At 71.5% G+C, this 20,108-nt stretch carries 13 protein-coding genes and 1 riboswitch; of the genes, 5 read left to right on the forward strand and 8 right to left on the reverse strand.

Annotation, left to right across the window (positions count from 1 at the left end):
* Positions 1-222 precede the first annotated feature (222 nt).
* Together AB0I72_RS11790 and AB0I72_RS11795 are read left to right on the forward strand one after the other, a co-directional pair.
* The gene (locus tag AB0I72_RS11790; RefSeq protein WP_358566099.1) at positions 223-1,278 is read left to right on the forward strand and encodes a ThiF family adenylyltransferase; all 1,056 of its coding nucleotides are present in this window, start codon (positions 223-225) and stop codon (positions 1,276-1,278) included.
* The gene (locus AB0I72_RS11795) at positions 1,275-1,763 is read left to right on the forward strand and encodes an HIT family protein (RefSeq protein WP_358566102.1); all 489 of its coding nucleotides are present in this window, start codon (positions 1,275-1,277) and stop codon (positions 1,761-1,763) included. The genes AB0I72_RS11790 and AB0I72_RS11795 overlap by 4 nt, the downstream gene beginning before the upstream one ends.
* Before the next feature lie 309 nt (positions 1,764-2,072).
* Here AB0I72_RS11795 and AB0I72_RS11800 read toward each other — a convergent pair whose 3' ends face one another.
* From AB0I72_RS11800 to AB0I72_RS11835, 8 genes are all read right to left on the reverse strand, one after another.
* Positions 2,073-3,017 carry an electron transfer flavoprotein subunit alpha/FixB family protein gene (locus AB0I72_RS11800; RefSeq protein WP_358566104.1) on the reverse strand — a complete coding sequence of 315 codons (945 nt, stop codon included), beginning with the start codon at positions 3,015-3,017 and terminating at the stop codon, positions 2,073-2,075.
* Positions 3,018-3,051: 34 nt separating this feature from the next.
* The gene (locus AB0I72_RS11805; protein ID WP_358566107.1) at positions 3,052-3,831 is read right to left on the reverse strand and encodes an electron transfer flavoprotein subunit beta/FixA family protein; all 780 of its coding nucleotides are present in this window, start codon (positions 3,829-3,831) and stop codon (positions 3,052-3,054) included.
* 423 nt (positions 3,832-4,254) lie between these two features.
* The gene (locus AB0I72_RS11810; RefSeq protein WP_358566110.1) at positions 4,255-6,477 is read right to left on the reverse strand and encodes a protein kinase; all 2,223 of its coding nucleotides are present in this window, start codon (positions 6,475-6,477) and stop codon (positions 4,255-4,257) included.
* A 302-nt stretch (positions 6,478-6,779) separates the two neighbouring features.
* Entirely contained in the window at positions 6,780-7,580 is an 801-nt protein-coding gene (locus AB0I72_RS11815) for an enoyl-CoA hydratase-related protein (RefSeq protein ID WP_358566113.1), read from the reverse strand.
* 62 nt (positions 7,581-7,642) lie between these two features.
* Complete coding sequence (locus tag AB0I72_RS11820) at positions 7,643-8,392, reverse strand: energy-coupling factor transporter transmembrane component T (protein ID WP_358566661.1); 750 nt, start codon at positions 8,390-8,392, stop codon at positions 7,643-7,645.
* Between the two features lie 44 nt (positions 8,393-8,436).
* Positions 8,437-9,990, reverse strand: a complete 1,554-nt coding sequence (locus AB0I72_RS11825; protein ID WP_358566116.1) for an ABC transporter ATP-binding protein — start codon at positions 9,988-9,990, stop codon at positions 8,437-8,439.
* Between the two features lie 5 nt (positions 9,991-9,995).
* Positions 9,996-10,607, reverse strand: coding sequence for an ECF transporter S component (locus AB0I72_RS11830; RefSeq protein ID WP_358566119.1), 612 nt, complete (start codon positions 10,605-10,607; stop codon positions 9,996-9,998).
* Positions 10,608-10,709: 102 nt separating this feature from the next.
* Positions 10,710-10,818: riboswitch (TPP riboswitch) on the reverse strand.
* Positions 10,819-11,029: 211 nt separating this feature from the next.
* Positions 11,030-13,522 carry a transglycosylase domain-containing protein gene (locus AB0I72_RS11835; protein ID WP_358566122.1) on the reverse strand — a complete coding sequence of 831 codons (2,493 nt, stop codon included), beginning with the start codon at positions 13,520-13,522 and terminating at the stop codon, positions 11,030-11,032.
* Between the two features lie 780 nt (positions 13,523-14,302).
* Here AB0I72_RS11835 and AB0I72_RS11840 point away from each other — a divergent pair.
* From AB0I72_RS11840 to AB0I72_RS11850, 3 genes are all read left to right on the forward strand, one after another.
* Positions 14,303-16,270 (forward strand): alpha-1,4-glucan--maltose-1-phosphate maltosyltransferase, encoded by a 1,968-nt coding sequence (locus tag AB0I72_RS11840; RefSeq protein ID WP_358566125.1) that lies wholly within the window; start codon positions 14,303-14,305, stop codon positions 16,268-16,270.
* Between the two features lie 95 nt (positions 16,271-16,365).
* Positions 16,366-18,339 (forward strand): maltose alpha-D-glucosyltransferase, encoded by a 1,974-nt coding sequence (treS, locus tag AB0I72_RS11845; protein ID WP_358566128.1) that lies wholly within the window; start codon positions 16,366-16,368, stop codon positions 18,337-18,339.
* Between the two features lies 1 nt (position 18,340).
* A complete protein-coding gene (locus AB0I72_RS11850; protein WP_358566131.1) occupies positions 18,341-19,750 on the forward strand; it encodes a phosphotransferase in 1,410 nt (469 codons plus the stop codon).
* Positions 19,751-20,108: the final 358 nt, after the last annotated feature.

Raw genomic sequence — 20,108 nt, forward strand, 5'->3', positions numbered from 1 at the left:
CGTACATCGGGGCGAAGCCAGTATCTCGGGCCAAGCAACGCCGCGGGAGGCCGTTGACGCATCCTCGCGCGCAATCTCGCGCAACTCTCCGCGTCGGAGAGATCACCGCTTCTATTCTCCAGGAGACCCCCTGTCGGCACGAGGAGAGGCGGCTCGGTGACGGACGACGCTCATGCCCCTGACACGACTCCACGAATCCTTGCCCCCTATGTCCGGATCGGCATGCAGGGCCAGACGCTCTTCCTGGGTTTCGGGTCGATCCAGCAGGCCGTGACCGACGCACGCCTGTGGGAGCCCCTGATTCGGCTGGCCGACTACCAGTCCACACCGCGCACCCGATCCGAGTCCCTGACCTTCCTCACCCACGACCTACAGCTGGACACCGCGTCGGCCGAGGCCCTGGTCCTGCTGCTGGAATCCGGCCGGTTCCTGATCCCCGCCCAGTCCTACGATCCACGCGACCGCTACAGCAGGCACGCTTTGTTCTACGAACTGTCCGGCGAGGACTCCGCGCGGGTACAGAAGAGACTCGCGGACTCCCACGTCTTACTCCTCGGCTGTGGCGGCATCGGCAACCTGGTGGCGACCACCCTCGCGACGGCCGGAGTCGGCACGCTGACACTGGTGGACGACGACCAGGTGGAATTGAGCAACCTGACCCGCCAGTTCCTGTTCACCGAGGCCGACGTGGGCCAGCCCAAGTGCGAGGTCCTGGCCAGAGAAGTCACCCGCCGCAACTCCCACTGTCGGGTGCGCGCCTTCACCACGGCCGTCACCGACCGGACAGACCTCGCCGCCCTCGCCGTGTCGGATCTGCTCGTGGTCTCTGCCGACTCCCCGGGGCTCACACGGCTGGTCAACACCCACGCCGTCGCCAGCGGACAGGAGTGGCTCAACGTCTGCTACGTCAACGACATCGCGGTGTGGGGTCCCCTGGTCATCCCCGGGGTGACCGGTTGCTGGGACTGCCAGCCCCTGACCGCACACCCACCGCACGACGACCCGGATCTGGCCGCGCTGATCAAGCGCGTCAATTCCCGCTACCAGGCACCCTCCAACGGGCCGGTCAACATGGTCGCCTCCGCCCTCGCCGCTCTGGACGTACTACGTCGGCTGGGCGGCTTCGGTGTACCGGCCTCCCTGAACCGCAGGGTGGGCGTGTGGTCGCACGAACTGACGCTCGACGAACAACCCGCCGAACGCGATCCTCTGTGCCCGACCTGCGCGCGAGCCACACCAACCGCTACCGACCCCCGAGCCACCGAAGGAGCCAGGTGAACACCACACCCGCCGCCCCCGACTGCGTCTTCTGCCGGATCACGGTCGGGGACGCACCCGCCCACCGGATCTGGGAGGACCGGCACCACCTGGCGTTTCTGTCGATCTTCCCCAATACCGAGGGTTTCTCCGTCGTCATCCCGAGGGACCACCAGCCCAGCTACGTGGTCGACATGGACCCCGACCGCTACACGGCGCTGCACCTGGCCGCGCGCACAGTCGCCGGGCTCCTGGACCAGGCCTTCCCCGACGTGGCTCGCACCGGGATCATGTACGAGGGCTACGGAGTGGACCACGCCCACGCCAAGCTCTTCCCCATGCACGGCACCGCCGGGAACGCGGGCACCGACTGGCGCGAGGTCGCCTCTCCCATCGACGGCTACTTCGACCGCTACCAGGGCTACCTGTCCTCCCACGACCACCACCGCGCCGACGACACCTGGCTCGCCGAGGTCGCCCGGCGAATCAGAGCCGCGGAACGCTGAACCTCATCGGTCAGAGACACGGAAGGCCGGGACGGATCATGGTCCGCCCCGGCCTCATGCGGTCAGTTGTTACCGTCGTCGTTCATCGTGCCTCCCTGGGGTGAGAAGAATCGGGAACCGAGGCCAAGCGTTCCAAGAGGTGAACGACCTCGACGACCATGGAACCTCTCCCCAACACGCTCGACAACGGGGTTGCTTCGGATTGCGCGCGTCCCCGATCCGCCGGAGGGCACATCCAACGGGCTTGGCACACACGAACGCCCGGCCGGGGCACTCCCCCTGGCCGGGCGTTCGGGAACCGTGCGCGAACTACTTGCGCTTGTTGATCTCCTCGGTCAGCTGCGGCGCGACCGTGTGCAGGTCGCCCACGACACCGAAGTCGGCGAGCTCGAAGATCGGCGCCTCGGGGTCCTTGTTCACCGCGACGATGTTCTTCGAGGTCTGCATACCGGCGCGGTGCTGGATCGCACCCGAGATGCCCAGCGCGATGTACAGGTTCGGGCTGACCGTCTTACCGGTCTGACCCACCTGGAACTGGTTCGGGTACCAGCCCGAGTCGACGGCCGCGCGGGACGCGCCCACGGCGGCGCCGAGCGAGTCGGCCAGGTTCTCCACCACGGAGAAGTCCTCCGAACCCACACCGCGGCCACCGGAGACCACGATCGCGGCCTCGGTGAGCTCCGGGCGCGCGCCCTTCTCCTGCACGACGCGCTCGACGACCTTGGCGGCCTTGGCGGCGTCGGACAGCTCCACGGACACCGCCTCCTCGGCGGCGGCGCCGGCGGCGGCCTCGGCCGGGACGGAGTTCGGGCGGACCGCGATCACCGGGACACCGGTGGTCACGCGGGCGTGCGTGACCGTGGCGCCGCCGAAGATGCTGTGCTCGGCCACCAGCTCGGCGTTGACGTCGACGACGTCGGTGAGCACGCCGGAGCCCAGCTTCACGGCGGTCCGACCGGCGACCTCCTTGTTCTCGGCGGTGGCCGAGAGCAGGATCGCAGCGGCGGACTTGTCCTGCGCCAGCTTCGCGAGCAGCTCGGCCTTGGGCGCCACGACGTAGTCGTTGAGCTCGGCCGGAGCCACGTACACCTTCTCGGCGCCGAACTCGGCCAGCACGGCCTTGCCCGACTCCACACCGTCGCCGACCCACACCGCGGCGGGCTCGCCGATGCGGCGGGCCGCGGTCAGCAGCTCGGTGGTGACCTTCTTGACCTGTCCGTCGACGTGGTCGACGAGGACGAGGACCTCAGCCATAATCCTTGAACCTTCCTGAGTCTCTCGCCTGCGCCTACACGAACTTCTTCTCGGCGAGGAAGTCGGCGATCTTCGCGCCGCCGTCGCCCTCGTCCTTGACGACCGTGCCCGCGGCGCGCGGCGGCGCGGCGGCGAAGTCGACGGTCTCGGTGGTGGCGTTCGCCAGGCCGACCCTGCCGGTGTCGATGCCCGCGTCCGCGGCCGACTTCTTGTCGACCGGCTTCTTCTTCGCCTGCATGATGAGCTTGAACGACGGGTAGCGCGGCTCGTTGATCTTCTCGACCACGGAGACGACCGCCGGGAGCTGGGCCTCGACGACGTCGTAGCCGTAGTCGGTCTGGCGCTGGATCTTGATCGCGCCGCCGTCGATGTCGACCTTGCCCGCGAGCGTGAGCTGCGGCAGGCCGAGGTACTCGGCGAGCGCCGCGCCGACGACGCCGGTGCGCGCGTCGGTGGACTCGGAGCCGAGGACGACCAGGTCGTACTCGACGGTGCCCAGGGCCTGCGCGAGCGCGTAGGCGGTCTGGAGCGCGTCCGATCCGTGGAGCGCGTCGTCGTTGACGAAGACGGCCTTGTCCGCGCCCATGGACAGGGCCTTGCGGATGGAGTCCGTGGCCTGGTCGGGGCCCATCGTCAGGATGGTGACCTCGCCGCCGTGCTTCTCCTTGAGCAGGAGCGCCTCTTCGATGGCGTACTCGTCGAGCTCGTTGATGACGCCGTCGGACGCTGCTCGGTCGAGCGTCCTGTCATCGGCGTTGAGCTTCCGTTCGGTCGCCGTGTCCGGGACCTGCTTGACCAAAACGACAATATTCATGGCCGGTGGCCGACCTCCCTGCACTCCATGATCCGCCGTGCGGCGGAGCGGACGCTGGCGCGCCCCGTACTGCCAACAATGCCGAATGCCGTTCGGTCATCCGACGGCGGGTCGAAGTTCACGTCAACCCCGTCCCGCGGTGTCCTGATACCCAGATGTTACTGGCTAGTAGCTTCACAACCAACCCGCGCCCCCCGGATCAACTTAGGAATACCTCACTCGCCCTGGGGCGCGGAGCCCGGGGTCCCGGAAGTCGCGGTCCCACCAGCACCCACAGCCCTGGTGAACGCGTATCCCGTCCCCTCCCTCCACCATAGGCGGGCGCCTCGGCCGCGCCCGGCACGTCCTCCCCGACTCCGCCCCCGACACGGCGGCGCCCTCCTCCCCAGGGAGGGGAGAAGGGCGTCCGGGGAGCGGGCGCGTCTAGGAGAACCAGTCCGAGGGACCGCCGAGCGGCGCCCAGCTCGGGGCGGCGGTCAGCCCGATGGACAGGATGAGCATCATCAGCAGGACCGTCGCGACGACCACGCCGATGTAGAGGTAGAGGTTGGTGAAGTGGACCCGCCCCACGAGCCAGACCGCCTGGTGCCGCGCCTCCCGACCGCTCGGCATGATGTAGGCGAGCAGCACCATCACGAAGATCGCGAAGGCGCCGGTCCAGTTCGCCCCCTGGTTGCCGGTCTCGACGAACTGCGCGTACACCATCCCGACCAGGATCCCGCCGATCAGGTAGATCAGCGAGAACCCGAGCGTCCGCAACAGCATCCGCCCGAGGGCCCAGGGGAAGCTCAGCGCCACCACCATCGTGTCGGAGTCGCGCGGGCCCCGCGTCTGGAGCCGCCGCGCGTGCTCGGCCTTGACCACGTCCAGCGCGGACAGGACCGAGATCACCACGACGCCCAGCCCGAAGCCGAACCACGGGAACCACAGCGCCACACCGGCCAGCGCGACCATGAGCGGGATGAGCGTCAGCGGGTGCATCCGCCACCCGGGGTGCTCGTACTCGTCCTCGTACTCGTCGTCGTCCTCGTCCGCCTGGCCGCCGCGGAAGTAGTCGCCGAGGCGGTCGGTCCGACCGCTCCGGAACCGGCCCAGCAGCCCGCCGCGCTCCTCCTCGTACCCGTCGTCGTAGTCGTCCTCGCCGAACTCCTGCGTCTGCCCGTGCGAGCGCGCGTCCCCGACGGGGGTGAGGATGTCGCCGAAGTCGGCCTTGTGCAGCGGCGAGTTGAAGAACTGCGTCTGGGGCGCGTCGTTCGGCGGCGCCTCGTAGGTGGTCGTGCGGTTGTCGACCGGCCGCTCCTGGGAGCCCAGGATCGTCGTCCCCTGGGGGTCACCGGCCACGGGGTCCATCATCCGCGTGCCCTGGGTGTCACCCCGCTCGGGCAGCTCGTCCGGCTGGATCCGCTGCGTGCCCTGGGGGCCGCCGGAGGCGTGCGCCGCCTCCTCGTCCGCGTCCCGGAACGACGCGGCCGGTCCGGACAGGTCGTCGGTGACGCCCCCGTCGTCACCGCGCGCGGGCGCGACGGGTTCGACCGGCTCGGTCCAGGAGCTGGCGGTCGGCGCCTGCTGGGCGCCGCTCGCCGTGTGCGAGGGGCTCCAGCCCCCGTCCCCCTGGGCGGCCCGGTTGGCGAGGTATCCGGCGGCTCCCCCGGCCACGGCGCCGGCGGCACCGGCCGCCGCGGCTCCACCGAGACCGATCCCGCCGCCGGCGCCTCCGCCCGCGCCCAGGCCCCCGGCGTCGTTCCCCGGCCCGGCGCCGTACACGGTGTGGTTGCCGGTCAGACCGGTGGACCCCGTGCCCGCGTCCTCCGTCCAGGGCAGGTCGAGGTTGAGGCGGCTCGTCTCGGCGACCAGGTCGGCGGCGCTGGGACGGCGGGCCATGTCGCGGGAGACGGCGGCGTTGACCAGCGGTCGCAGCGCCTCGTGCATCCCGTCCATGTCGATCTCGCCGTTGAGGATCCGGAAGAAGATGACCTCGAAGCTTCCCGCGCCGTAGGGCGGGCGGCCCGTGCAGGCGAAGGCCACCGTCCCGCCCCAGGCGTGGATGTCGGTGGCCGAACCGAGGTCCGTCCCCTCGATGACCTCGGGCGACAGGTAGCTGGGGGTGCCGACGAAGGTGCCGGTCTGCGTGAGCTTGGCGCCGTCCACCGCGTGCGCGATGCCGAAGTCGATGACGATCGGCTCGCCGTTGGAGATGATCACGTTGCCGGGCTTGAGGTCCCGGTGGATCACGTCCACGGCGTGGATGTCCTTGATCGCCCGGGCCAGTCCGGCGACGAAGCGCGTCAGGGCCCGGCCGCGCAGGGGGCCGTGGTCGGTGACGGTCGCGTCCAGCGTGGGCCCGGGGATGTACTCGGTGACGACCCACGGGAGCTCGGCCTGGGTGTCGGCGTCGATGACCTCGGCCACGTTGGGGCTCTGCACGCGGCGCATGGTCTCGACCTCGCGCGCGAGCCGCGCCCGCGCGATGTGGTCGCCCGCGACCTCCGGCTTGAGGACCTTCACCGCGACGAACTGCTCGGTCCGGGGGTCCTCGGCCTGGTACACCACGCCCATGCCGCCCTGCCCGATGCGGCGGCGGATCACGTAGTGGCCGATGCGCTCCGGCAGCTCCTCACCCGTGGGGAAACCTGCCGACATTGCCATCGAGAACTCATCCCCTCAAAAGACCGCATTCCACCTCGGCCAGCCTACCGTCCGGGGGGATGGGTCATCGTTGGCTCATGGGCCCTGGCCCGGGCCCGTGTGGTCGTGTCACTACCGCCAGGCTCTGGGGTTCCGGCGATCCGTCCGCGGTCCGTCGTCGGAAGGGACCACCTCGAGTATGACGGAAGATCCGGGCGTCTGGTTCCGCCGAATCGTGTCCGGGAACCCGCTCCTCGGCCCGAGCGGCGGGGCCGGACACGCGATCCGGCCGCCGCCGCCCCGCGGCGAGTGTGAGCAGTCCGTCAACGACCCGAGAACTCGGCCTTGCCCGGCCCCCGCTCGATGAAGCTGCGCATGCCGGTCTTCTGGTCCTCGGTGGCGAACAGCCCGGAGAAGTGCAGGCGCTCGATCTCCAGTCCGCTGTCGAGGTCGGTCTCCAGCCCCCGGTCGACGGTCTCCTTGGCGGCGGCCAGCGCGACCGCCGGGCCGTCGGCGAACCGCGCGACCCTCGCCACGGCCGCCGCGTAGACCTCCTCGTCCGCGACGACCTCGTCCACCAGCCCGATCTCCAGGGCCTCCTGGGCGCGCACGTGGCGGCCGGTGAAGATCAGGTCCTTGGCCCTGGCCGGGCCGACCAGGCGCGGCAGCCGCTGCGTGCCGCCCGCCCCCGGGATGACGCCGAGCGTGATCTCCGGCAGACCCAGCTTCGCCTTCGCGCCCGCGACCCGGAAGTCCGCGGCCAGCGCCAGCTCGCACCCGCCGCCGAGCGCGTACCCGCTCACGGCCGCCACGACCGGCTTCGGGATGCGGGCCACGGCCGTCAGGGCGTTCTGGAGGCCGCGCGAGTACTCCAGCATCTGGGCGTGGCCGAGGTCCGCCATCTCCTTGATGTCGGCACCGGCCACGAACGCGCGCTCCCCGCCGTAGAGCACCACGGAGCGCACGGACGCGTCCGCCGACACCCCGGCCGCCGCCTCGGCGATCTCCCTGGTCACCTGAGCGTTCAGCGCGTTGAGCGCCTTGGGCCGGTCGATCCGGATCACGGCGACCGCGGAGTGCTCCTCGTCGGTCTCCACCCGCACGAACTCGCCCACGAGCTCCACCTCACTTCCTTCGCTGACGAAGTCTTCGGACTACCTACTACTCGGACTGCCTATCACCCGCGTCAGGAGAAGAGCAGCACCAGGGTCCCCAGACGCTCGGACACCGTGTAGGCGACCACGAGCAGCACGACCGAGGCGACCAGCAGCAGGCTGTCCGAGCGGCGCCAGCGGCTCTCCCTCGCCCACGACCGGGGGCCGGTGCCGAACCCGCGCGCGTCCATGGCGGTGGCCAGCAGCGTTCCGGTCCGGATCGAGCGCACCAACAGCGCGAACAGCCGTCCGAAGAACAGCGACACCACACGCAACGGGTGGTACCCGGCCTCCAGCCCGCGCGCCCGGCGGGCGAGCGTGATCGTGCGCCACTGGTGGGCGAGCAGCGGGATCAGCCGCAGCGCCGCCAGGACGCCCATCGCGGGCCGCTCGGGCACCCGCAGCTTCTGGACGAGTCCGTCCGACATCTCCGTGGGGTCGCTGCTCGCGGCGGCCAGCAGCCCCGGCAGGGCGATCGCCAGCAGCCGCACGGCCGCCCCCACCGCCCCCTCCAGCCCGTGCTCGCCGTAGAGGTAGTTGACCGCGCCGCTGGACAGCCCCATGAGGAGGAAGGGACCGCCCAGGACCACCAGCGTGCGCCGGTCGATCCCGCTGAAGGGGACCGACAGCACGACCGCCGCCAACACCACCCCGCCGGTGACCGCGTCCACGGCGGGGACCAGGCCCAGGGCGAGGATCAGGGCGGCCAGGAGCTTGGCCGCGGGGTTGAGCCCGGTCATCCAGTACCGGACGCCGCCTTCCCGGGGCACGTCCAGGGTCATGGTGTCGCCCGCCGTCGCCTGCGCGGGACGCTCCTTCCGCGCGCTCACGCGGTCCCCCCTTCCGGGTCGGCGGCGACCGCGTCCACGGGCGCCACGCCGCCGTCCGCCACCCGTACCCGTGTGTCGGTCAGGTGCCGGAGCAGCAGTTCGTCGTGGGTGGCCATGACGACGGCCCGCCCCTCGGCGCGCAGCGCGCCCAGCAGCTCCACGAGCTCCGTCCAGGTCCGGGTGTCCTGGCCGAAGGTCGGCTCGTCCAGCGTCAGGACGTCCGGCGCGTGCGCGGGGCCCGAGCTGAGCGCGGTGGCCACCGACAGCCGTCGCTTCTCCCCTCCGGAGAGGGTGTAGGGGTGCACGTCGGCGAGCCTGGTCAGCCGGAGCCGCTCCAGCAGCTCGTCGACCCACGCGTCGGCCGCGCCCCGGTCCATCCCCGCCCGCAGCGGGGCGAAGAGCAGCTCCTCGCGCACCGTGGGCGTGACGAACTGGTCCTCGGCGTGCTGGAAGACCGTGCCGACGTGCCGCGCCAGTCGGCGCGCGGGCCAGCGCCGCAGCGGGCGCCGGTCGACCTCGGCGAGCGGGCCGCGCGGGTGCACGGCGCCGCGGTACGGCTTACTCAGTCCGGCCAGCAGCATCAGCAGCGTCGACTTGCCCGCGCCGTTGGGCCCGGTCAGCGCGGTGGCGGTCCCGGCCTCGACGGCGAGGCCGACCCCCGCCAGCACGGTGCGCGGGGGCGCCGACCGCGCGCCCAGTTCGACCGGGGTGCGCGCGGCGACGCCGACCGCCTCGAGCAGCGTCGTGCCGCCGGGGGCCGGGGAGAGGTCGGGCTCGGGCTCGTTCCCGGGGATCCACACGCCCTGGTCGGCCAGGGCGCGTCCGTGCTCCGCGAAGACCGTCTGGGGCGCGCCGTCCGCGATCACTCCGCCGCCCGGTTCCAGGACGACCACTCGGTCGACCAGGTCCACGACGTCGGCCACGCGGTGCTCGACCAGGACGAGCGTCGCCTCGGTCTCGGCCAACAGCCGTTGGAGCACGCCGCGCACCAGTGCGGCGCCGGCCGGGTCCAGGTTGGCGGTCGGTTCGTCGAGCAGGAGCAGTCGCGGGCGCATGGCCAGCGCCCCGGCGATGACCAGGCGCTGCTTCTCGCCGCCGGACAGGGCCCCGGTCGAGTGGCGCCGCCCGTACGGGAAGCCGACCTCGGCCAGGGCGCCGTCGACGCGCGGCCAGATCCGGTCCGGGGCCGCGCCCAGGTTCTCCAACCCGAAGGCGACGTCGTCCCCGGCGCGGGCCATCACGAGCTGGGTCTCGGGGTCCTGGCTGACCAGGCCGACCACGCCCCGACGCCGGTCGGCGGGTTCGCCGTCCACCAGGAGCGTGCCCTCCTGGTCGCCGCTGATGGCGCTGTCGGCGCCGGTGAGCCCGGCGAGCGAGTGCAGCAGGGTCGACTTGCCCGCGCCCGAGGCGCCGAGCAGCAGCACACGTTCGCCGGGTTCGACCGTCAGGTCCACGCCGCGCAGCGCGTGCGCCCGGCGACCGGAGTGACGCCAGCCCCAACCGGAGAGTTCGACGCGCGCGCCGGGGCCTCCCGCCGTACGAGAGCCCACCCCGGTCAGCCCTTGGCCGACGGGAAGGGGGCCAGCGCGCCGGTCCGGGCGAGCGCCGTGGTGATGAGGCGGGCGCCGACACCGGCGATGACGGCGGCGCTGGCGATGACGATGAGGCCGTAGGCGAGCTTGAACTCCAGCGGCCAGGCGACGTTGTAGGTGATGTTGTCGCGGATGGCGGGGGAGATCCCGGCGACGGCTGCGGCGAGCACGGCCACGCCCATGCCCCAGCGGCGGTAGCCGAAGGCGAGGAAGACCAGCTCGGGCAGGATGCCCTGGAGGGTGCCGTCGAGGATCACCATGATCCCCCACTGGGTGCCGAGCACCGCCGAGACGGAGGCGGCGGCGATCGAGGTGAGGAGGGCGGCGCCGGGCCTGCGGATGATGAGTCCGCCCAGCACGCCGGAGATCAGCCACATGCCGTAGACGACGGCCTGTCCGGGCGGGAAGCCCACGAACAGCGGCGTGGTGACCGTCCACACGATGTTCCACAGCCAGAAGACAACGCCGATGGCGACGCCGATGACGGCGGCGACCACGATGTCGACCGTCCGCCAGCCGCGCAGCCGGGTGAGGACGTCCTGCCAGAAGCCGGACTTGGTGGTGTCGGTGCTCATTCCTGTCCCTTCGTCGGGTGACGAGGGGTCGCGGCCAAGAGCGCCTCCGGCCGCGCGCGGCGCGCACCGGACTCGTGCCGGTGCGCGGGACACACGCCACCGGCGGCGGTTCCTACGACTTCCTTCGCTGGCATGACCCAGATCAGGTGTGTAAGGGTCTGCGGCGACGGTGCCGCACTCTCAGCGCTCATGCGCTCCCCTGTCGGTTATGCACCATTATGCGGGACGTACTGCCTGGTGGTGACACGCACCACCCGGCACACGCCGCCAGCCGCCCCCGACGAGGGCCGCCCGTCGTCGCCGACGAACGCCCGCGAGCCCGGCCGCCACGGCGGTCCCGCGCTCCCCGGCGCCCCGCGGCACGCGTGCGCCGCGCTCCGGAAAAGCCACCCAGTTCACGGACCTCACAGCCGTCCCCGGCTTCAACCGCCCGCGGATCCCTCGCTCCGCGTGTCGCCCTCGGCTTCCCCAGCACCGCCGAGACCATCGGCATCCTCCGAGGGGTCCTCGTCTCCTGCGTCGCTGGCGTCCCCGGTGCCGCTCTGACCGCCCTCGGACGCCTCGGCACCCCCGGTGTCTCCCGTTTCTCCGCTGTTCTCGGTCTCCCCAGTGCTCTCTGAGGGCTCAGCACCACCAGCACCCTCCGCGAAATCAGCGTTGCCAGCACTTTCCGGGGGCTCGACACCACCAGCACCCTCCGTGGAACCAGCGTTGCCAGCACTTTCCGGGGGCTCAGCACCACCAGCACTTTCCGGATGCTCAGCGTTGCCAGCGTTCCCTGAGGGCTCAGCATCCCCAGGAGCCCCACCCTCGTCGAAAACCCCGCTCCTCTCGGCGCGCCCGGAATCACCGTCGCCCCCATCGTCGAACGGCTGGGCGTCCGGGGCGCCATAGGCCTCGGGCGAGGCCGCGAACCCCTCCGCCGGGAGCGACGCGGTCGCCCCGCTCATCGTGTCCCGCCAGATCGGGCCCGGCAGCGTCCCCCCGTAGACGATCCCGTAGTACCGGCCGCCGATGGTCACGCCCTGGAGCGGGTGCCGCTCGCCGCCGCGCACGTCGCCGACCGCGACCGCCGCCGCCAGGTTCGGCGTGTACCCCGCGAACCACGCGTAGGCGGCCCCGTCGGTCGTCCCCGTCTTGCCCGCCGCCGGACGGCCGATGCCCAGCCCGTTCGCGGTCCCGCCGTCGAACGGCTCCTGGAGGAGGTGGTTCACCCCGTCGGCCACCCGCTGGTCCACCGTGCGCTCGCACTCGGCCTCGACCGGGATCTCCTCGTCGTCGCCCGTACCCGACCGGTCGATGACCACGGCCGTGACCGGCACCGGCACGCAGTGCACTCCCCGGGCGGCGAACGTGGCGTAGGCGGCGGCCAGGGTCAGCGGTGAGACCTCCTGGTCCCCCAGCGTGAACGAGCTCCACACCCCCAGCGGCTCCCCGTCGGCCCGGTGCACACCCGCGCGCTCGGCCATCGTCGCCGTCTCGCACAGGCCCACCCTCCGCTGGAGCTGCGCGAAATAGGTGTTCACCGACCCCCGCGTCGCGCTGACCATGGTGTGCGACCCAGAAGAACCCTCCCCCACGTTGCGCACGTCCCACGGTTCCATCCGGCCGCCGTCACAGTTCCTCAGCCCGCTGATCGAGATGGTTCCGGGCGACCGAAAACTCGTCCCGTAGCCCATTCCGGCGTCCAGCGCGGCGGCGAGGGTGAACGTCTTGAACGTCGATCCCGCCTGGTAGCCGGTGGTGCCGCCGTCGCGCCGGTCCACCGCGAGGTTGATCGCGGTCGTGCCCGGGTCCGTCTCGTCGAACCCGTACCGCAGGTTCTGGGCGAGCGCCCGCACCCGCCCGGTCCCGGGCTCGACCACCGCCTCGGCGGCGAACCGCGTCGACCCGTCGCTCGGCACGTGCCGGTCGACCGCCTCCTGGGCCGCGGCCTGCGTCCGCGGGTCGAGCGTGGTCCGCACGCCGATGCCGCCCTGGCGCAGCACCGCCCGCCGCTCCTCCTCGGTGTCGCCGAGCACGTCCGTGCGCAGCAGCCAGCGCGTGACGTAGTCGCAGAAGAACGGATACGCGCTGTGGTAGCAGCTCCCGCCGCGCGGTGTCGGCGCCAGCCCGAGGTCCCGCGCCAGGTACCCGTCGGCCTCGGCCCGACTGATCCGCCCCACGGCCACCATCCGCTCCAGGACGAGGTCACGCCGCTTCCGGGCGGCCTCCGGGTTGGTCAGCGGGTCGTAGTAGGAGGGCGCCCGCACCAGGCCGACCAGCGTCGCCGCCTGCCCCGGGTCCAGGTCGGCGGCGGGCACCGAGAAGTACCGCCGCGCCGCGATCTCGATCCCGTGCGCGCCCGCGCCGAAGTAGGCGAGGTTGAGGTAGCCCTCCAGGATCTCGTCCTTGGTCAGCCGCCGCTCCAGACCCACGGCGTACCGAAGTTCGACCAGCTTGCGCGCCAGGCTGCGCTCGCTCGCCCGGGCCGCCTCCTCCTCGGTGTCCGCGGACTCGATGAGCAGGTTCTTCACGTACTGCTGGGTGAGCGTGGACCCGCCCTGCGTGTCGCCCAGGGCGGTGAGCAGCGCCGCCCGCAGGACACCGCGCGGGTCGAAGCCGTGGTGGTCGTGGAATCGGTCGTCCTCAATGGCGAGGAGGGCGGCGGGGACCCAGGGGCTGACCTCGTCGAGGGAGACCACCTCGCGCTCGCGTTCGGCGATCTCGGCGAACGGCCGCCCGTCGACGTCGGTGAGCACGACCCGCTCCGACAGGTGGGGCACCTCCAGGTCGGCGGGCATCGCCATGAAGAGCGCGGCGGTGTCGCGGCCGAGGACGCCCAGCGCCCCGGCCCAGGGCAGGACCAGGGCCGCCGCCAGCGCCCCGGCGAGCACCGACACACCGAGCAGTCGCGCCAGCGCGCGCGGCCTCACCGCGCGCGCTGCTCCCCTCCCCCTCGATCCCGCCACGTCGCCCCCTCACGCCGTGTTGGCTCGCGCCGCGCACGACGGGTCACGAGCTCCGCGCCGACCACCCTCCCAGGGCGACCGCAAAGGGCGGACCGGCGTCTCCGGCGTGTCCATGAAAAGCTTCCTCAATCCATGGCAAAACGCGCAGATCGACCATAGGTAGCGCAAGCCAACAAAACCACATCATCGCCGCGAAGTGGCCACGAAAAGACTCGACATCAAGAGGAATCCGACACCGGGGCGCCCCGCATCCGACCGAATCCGATGCAAACGCTCCCAGGGGGGACACGCCGGACCGCTGGGGATGTCCGGAATAGGACCCACCGAACCAGGGCCGCATTCCATCATCCCTACCCAGGGCGGCCCGGAGTCCAACATGACCGTGGAGTTTTCCGACTTATCTCCAGAGAACTCCACGAACCCCCCACAGAGACCCCCGCATTCGCCGTTGCCCTATGCCCCGTTTGCGAGGTTTGCCCAGGTGAAACCAGCCAAATACCAGGCATGAGCCCGAACAGCCAGTGTGATGAGGATCACATAAATTATCCGGCCCCGACACTCCGCCAAACCCCACAAGAGGGCAGACGATAGACAGCGGAGGGCACCGAAGCCGTAATCCGGACAGTTTTGTCCGGACTCTTCGTTAACCCTGCCTTTCGTTGTATTAACAGCACGTTATTTCCACTCGGGACCCAGCCACCCACTGCCCATAACGCCCGAACCACGACAATGACGGTGTAGCCAGTGATCGGACGCCTGCCCATACTTGACATCTCTCCAGACAACGATCTCGGTCCCGTGAAAGCCGTTCCCGGAGAACGCTTCACCGTGGCCGCGACGGTCATCCGCGAGGGCCACGACTCCCTCGCCGCCGGGGTGGTCCTCCACTCGCCCGAGGGCCGCCGCGAGGCGCTCGTGCCCATGCGCGAACGCGTCCCCGGCACCGACCGCCACGAAGCCGAGGTCAGCCTGCCCCGCGAGGGCACGTGGTCGTTCTCGGTCGAGGCGTGGACCGACCCCTTCACCACCTGGCACCGCGCCGCCCGGGTCAAACTCCCACTGGACCAGGACACCGACGTCATGCTGGAGGAGGGCGCCCGCCTCCTCGCGCGCGCGGGCCGCCGCGTCCCCCGCGACCCGGTGCTGACCAGGACCGCCAAGGCCCTGCGCGACACCTCGCTCCCACCCATGGAACGGTTCGCCGCCGTGACGCCCGAGGTCGTCGAGGCGATGGCGGCCCACCCGATCCGGCAACTGGTCACCCGCTCCAGGCGGACGCAGGTGGCCGTGCACCGCGAACGCGCGCTCTTCGGCTCCTGGTACGAGTTCTTCCCGCGGTCCGAGGGCGCCCAGGTCGACACCGCCCCCGGCCACGAACGCTCCGGCACCTTCGCCAGCGCCGCCAAGCGACTGCCCGCCATCGCGGACATGGGCTTCGACGTCGTCTACCTGCCGCCCATCCATCCCGTGGGCGCCACGCACCGCAAGGGGGCGGGCAACGCCCTGACCGCGGCGCCGGGCGAACCCGGGTCGGTCTGGGCGATCGGGTCGGCCGACGGCGGCCACGACGCGGTCCACCCCGATCTGGGCACCCTCGCCGACTTCGACGCGTTCGTCGCCGAGGCGGCCGAGCACGGCCTGGAGATCGCGCTGGACCTGGCGTTGCAGTGCTCCCCCGACCACCCGTGGGTCACCGAGCACCCCGACTGGTTCGCCCGCCGCGCCGACGGCTCCATCGCCCACGCCGAGAACCCGCCCAAGAAGTACCAGGACATCTACCCGCTGTGCTTCGACACCGACCCCGACGGCATCCACGCCGAGGTCCTGCGGGTGGTACGGCACTGGATCGACCACGGCGTGCGGATCTTCCGGGTCGACAACCCGCACACCAAGCCGGTCGCCTTCTGGGAGCGCCTGCTGGCGGACGTCGCCCGCGAGCACCCCGACGTCCTGTTCCTGGCCGAGGCCTTCACCCGCCCGGCCATGCTCCGGACCCTGGCCAAGGTGGGCTTCCACCAGTCCTACACCTACTTCACCTGGCGCAACGGCAAGGAGGAGATCCAGGACTACCTCACCGAACTCAGCCAGGAGACCGCCCACTACCTGCGCCCGAACCTCTTCGCCAACACGCCCGACATCCTGCACGCCTACCTCCAGCAGGGCGGACGGCCCGCCTTCGCCGTCCGCGCCGTCCTGGCGTCCCTGCTCTCGCCGACCTGGGGGATCTACTCCGGGTTCGAACTGTGCGAGAACGTGCCCGCCGCGCCCGGCGGCGAGGAGTACCTGGACTCGGAGAAGTACCAGTACCGGCCACGCGACTGGGCGGCCGCCGAGGCCTCGGGGACGACGCTGACCGGGCTGATCAGCACGCTCAACCGCCTGCGCCGCGAGCACCCGGCCCTGCGCGAACTGCGCGGCCTCCGGTTCCACCACGTCGACCAGCCCGAGCTGCTCTGCTTCTCCAAGCACCGGCCCGCCGAGCGCCCGGGTGACCCCGACGACCTGGTCATCGGGGTCGTCAACCTCGACCCGCACCACGCACGCGAGGCGACGGTGCACCTGGACCTGCCGTCCATCGGCCGCACCTGGGAGGAGGAACTCACGGTGACCGACGCGCTGTCCGGCCAGACGCACGTCTGGCGTGCGGACAACTACGTCCGGCTCGACCCGGCGATCACCCCCGCGCACGTCTTCACCACCACCGGCAGATAGCGGCCCCGGACGGAGGGGGGTCGGCCACCGCGCCGGCCCCCGGTCCGGAACGCCCGTTGACCCGAAGTCGAACCTTTCTTGGTGGGGAGCAGTTGATGAGCACAGACGAGTCCGGACCGGACGGCCACGGTCACGCCGAGCACGGTCCGCTCGCCCCAGCCACCGGGGCCGCCACCGGCCCGCTCATGTCCTCGGGTGGTACCAGTGACCCCCACTGGTACAAGCACGCGGTTTTCTACGAGGTCCTCGCCCGCGGCTTCTTCGACTCCAACGGCGACGGCACCGGCGATCTCGCCGGACTGGTACAGAAACTGGACTACCTCCAGTGGCTGGGCATCGACTGCGTCTGGCTGCTGCCGATGTACCAGTCCCCGTTGCGCGACGGCGGGTACGACATCTCGGACTACTTCACGATCCTCCCGGAGTTCGGCACGACCGCCGACTTCGTGGAACTCCTCGACGAGGCGCACCGACGCGGCATCCGCGTCATTACCGACCTGGTCATGAACCACACCAGCGACCAGCATCCGTGGTTCCAGGCCTCCCGCACCGACCCCGAGGGTCCCTACGGCGACTTCTACGTGTGGTCGGACACCGACGACCGGTACGACGACGCCCGCATCATCTTCGTCGACACCGAGACGTCCAACTGGACCTACGACGAGGTCCGCGGCCAGTACTACTGGCACCGCTTCTTCTCCCACCAGCCCGACCTCAACTTCGAGAACCCGGCCGTCCAGGAGGCGATCCTGGAGGTCCTGCGCTACTGGCTCGACCTGGGCATCGACGGGTTCCGCCTGGACGCCGTGCCCTACCTCTACGAGCGCGAGGGCACCAACTGCGAGAACCTCAAGGAGACCCACGAGTTCCTCAAGCGCGTGCGCGCCGAGGTCGACCGCCTCTACCCCGACCGCGTGCTCCTGAGCGAGGCCAACCAGTGGCCCTCCGACGTCGTCGACTACTTCGGCGACTTCGAGTCGGGCGGCGACGAGTGCCACATGAACTTCCACTTCCCCCTCATGCCGCGGATGTTCATGGCGGTGCGCCAGGAGCAGCGCTTCCCGATCTCGGAGATCCTCGCCCAGACCCCGAAGATCCCGAACGACTGCCAGTGGGCGATCTTCCTCCGCAACCACGACGAGCTGACCCTCGAAATGGTCACCGACGAGGAACGCGACTACATGTACGCGGAGTACGCCAAGGAACCCCGCATGCGCGCCAACGTGGGGATCCGCCGACGGCTCGCCCCGCTGCTGGACAACGACCGGGACCAGATCGAGCTGTTCACCGCCCTGCTGCTCTCGCTGCCGGGCTCGCCGATGCTCTACTACGGCGACGAGATCGGCATGGGCGACAACATCTGGCTCGGCGACCGGGACGCGGTACGCACCCCCATGCAGTGGAGTCCGGACCGCAACGCCGGGTTCTCCCGGGGCGACCCCGCCCGCCTGTACCTGCCGCTGATCATGGACCCGGTCTACGGCTACCAGGCGATCAACGTGGAGTCGCAGCGCGACAACCCCGGCTCGCTCCTGCACTGGACGCGCCGGATGATCCAGATCCGCAAACGCCATCCCGTGTTCGGCACCGGGGCGTTCACCGAGCTCAACGCCACCAACCCGAGCGTCCTGGCGTTCATCCGCGAGCACGGGGACGACCGCATGCTGTGCGTCAACAACCTCTCCCGGTACCCGCAGCCGGTGGAGCTGGACCTGGCGCGCTACGCCGGGGTCAGTCCGGTGGAGTGCGTCGGCGGCGTGCGGTTCCCGGAGATCGGTGAGCTCCCGTACCCGCTCGCCCTGCCCGGACACGGCTTCTACTGGTTCCAGCTGCCCGCGGCGGCCGCCGCCGGGACGCACGGGCGTGACCACGACGGTGTGCCCTCCTACGGGCTGCCCGCGGCCGGCGTCCGTGTCCGTTCCACCGACGAGGGCCCGCTCGTCCGCGCGCACCCCGACGGCGCGCCTCCGGCGCCCGCGCGGTCCGCCGCCCCCGTCCCCGGGACCGCGGACCCGGTGTCGGAGCGCTCGGACCGGGGCGGTGGCGGGAACGGAAACGGGGCTGCCTGACATGTCGAAACTCGAAGAACTCCTGGCCGCCTGGCTGCCCCGACAGCGCTGGTTCTCCGGCAAGGGGGTGCCCATCCACGACCTGCGCGTGGCGAGCAGGCACACCCTGAGGGCCGCGCGGGGGGACGCGCCCAGCCTGGACGTCCTCGTGGTCGAGGCCCAGCAGCGGGGGCGCTACTCCCGCTACCAGGTGCTGATGGGCTCCCGACCGCCCCGGTCGCTGCCGGGCGAACTGGCGGCCGAGACCATCGGGGTGTGCCGCGTGGCGGGAGGCCGTCCGCGCGCGGTCTACGACGCCTCGCACGACCGGGAGCTGAGCGCCGTCCTGCTCGAACGGTTCTCCGCCCCGGCCGCGCCCGGGGACTCGGCGGGGGTCCGGTTCCGGACCCTGCCCGGGGCCCCGGTCCGGGTCGGCGCGCACGGCCGCGTCCTCACCGGCGAGCAGTCGAACACGTCCCTGGTCTTCGGCGAGGACTACGTGCTGAAGACCTTCCGCAGACTCTGGCCGGGCCGCAACCCGGACCTGGAGCTGACCATGGCGCTGACCGGTTCCCCGTACGTGGCGCGCACGTGCGGGTGGATCGAGGCGGACCTGCCCGGATACCGGGAGCCCACCACGCTGGCGATGCTCCAGGCCTACGTGCCGCAGGCCACGGACGGCTGGGTCCTGGCCACCCGGAGCGTGCGGGCGCTGGTGGGCGAGGCCACGGCCGACGACGAGACGGCGTTCACCGCCGAGGCCGAGCGCCTGGGCCGGACCACCGCCGAGGTGCACCGGTCCCTGGCGCGCACACTGCCCACGGACGTGCTCACACCGGTCGCGGCGGCCGAACTCGCCGAGGCGATGATCGAGCGCCTGGCCATGGCCAGCGCCGAGGTGCCGGAGCTGGCCCGGCACGCGCCCCGGGTGATGGAGGCCTACACCGAGTTCGCCCGGGTCCGCGAACCGCTGCCGATCCAGCGCATCCACGGCGACTACCACCTGGGCCAGGTGATCCGCACGGCGACCGGGTGGGTGCTGCTCGACTTCGAGGGCGAGCCCACGGTGTCGGTCAGCGAACGCCAGCGCCTGGCCAGCCCGCTGAGGGACGTGGCGGGCATGCTCCGCTCCTTCGACTACGCCGCCGGTTACCTGCTGGTCCGGCACCCGGACGACCCCGCACTGGAGTGGGCGGCCCGCTCCTGGGCCCGGCACAACCGGGCGGCGTTCTGCGCGGGGTACGCCGACGCGGGCGGCCCCGACCCCGACAAACACCTGACGGCCCTGCGCGCCTTCGAGTTCGACAAGGCCGTCTACGAGGTCCTGTACGAGGCACGGAACCGGCCGAACTGGCTGCGGGTGCCCCTCGACTCCATCGCCGCGGCCGCCTCGGGCGCCACCGCGGCGGCGGCGCCACCCGTGCCCGGCTGATCCGGGACGGCGCGACGGCCGGCCGCCACCCCACCGATCGGGGCGGCGGCCCCGCGCGATGCCACCCATCCGACCGACCACCACGACCACGACGGAGCCGTCTTGACCACGCCGGAACCGCGTCCGCGCACCCGAAAGACCACACCGACCAAGGACACCACGGCCGCCAAGGGCGCCAAGGGAGCCACAAAGGCCACAAGCCCGCAGGCGGCGAAGGCCACGAAGACCGCGAAGGCGGATAACGCCCCCAAGGCGGCCAAGGCCACGAGGACCGCCAAGGCCCCGAAGACCACCGTCGCCGCGGACACCGCGAAGACGGCCAAGGCCACCGCACGCAGGCGTCCCGCACGCGGGGCCG

It is taken from the genome of Nocardiopsis sp. NPDC049922, from assembly GCF_040660275.1.
Taxonomy (GTDB): domain Bacteria; phylum Actinomycetota; class Actinomycetes; order Streptosporangiales; family Streptosporangiaceae; genus Nocardiopsis.

What these genes read in the sequence shown, in the direction of transcription:
- AB0I72_RS11805 (WP_358566107.1), bottom strand. Translation starts at nt 3,831, where the DNA reads ATGAATATTGTCGTTTTGGTCAAGCAGGTCCCGGACACGGCGACCGAA.
- AB0I72_RS11790 (WP_358566099.1), top strand. Translation starts at nt 223, where the DNA reads ATGCAGGGCCAGACGCTCTTCCTGGGTTTCGGGTCGATCCAGCAGGCC.
- treS (WP_358566128.1), top strand. Translation starts at nt 16,366, where the DNA reads ATGAGCACAGACGAGTCCGGACCGGACGGCCACGGTCACGCCGAGCAC.
- AB0I72_RS11830 (WP_358566119.1), bottom strand. Translation starts at nt 10,607, where the DNA reads ATGAGCACCGACACCACCAAGTCCGGCTTCTGGCAGGACGTCCTCACC.
- AB0I72_RS11820 (WP_358566661.1), bottom strand. Translation starts at nt 8,392, where the DNA reads ATGACCCTGGACGTGCCCCGGGAAGGCGGCGTCCGGTACTGGATGACC.
- AB0I72_RS11810 (WP_358566110.1), bottom strand. Translation starts at nt 6,477, where the DNA reads ATGGCAATGTCGGCAGGTTTCCCCACGGGTGAGGAGCTGCCGGAGCGC.
- AB0I72_RS11850 (WP_358566131.1), top strand. Translation starts at nt 18,341, where the DNA reads ATGTCGAAACTCGAAGAACTCCTGGCCGCCTGGCTGCCCCGACAGCGC.
- AB0I72_RS11800 (WP_358566104.1), bottom strand. Translation starts at nt 3,017, where the DNA reads ATGGCTGAGGTCCTCGTCCTCGTCGACCACGTCGACGGACAGGTCAAG.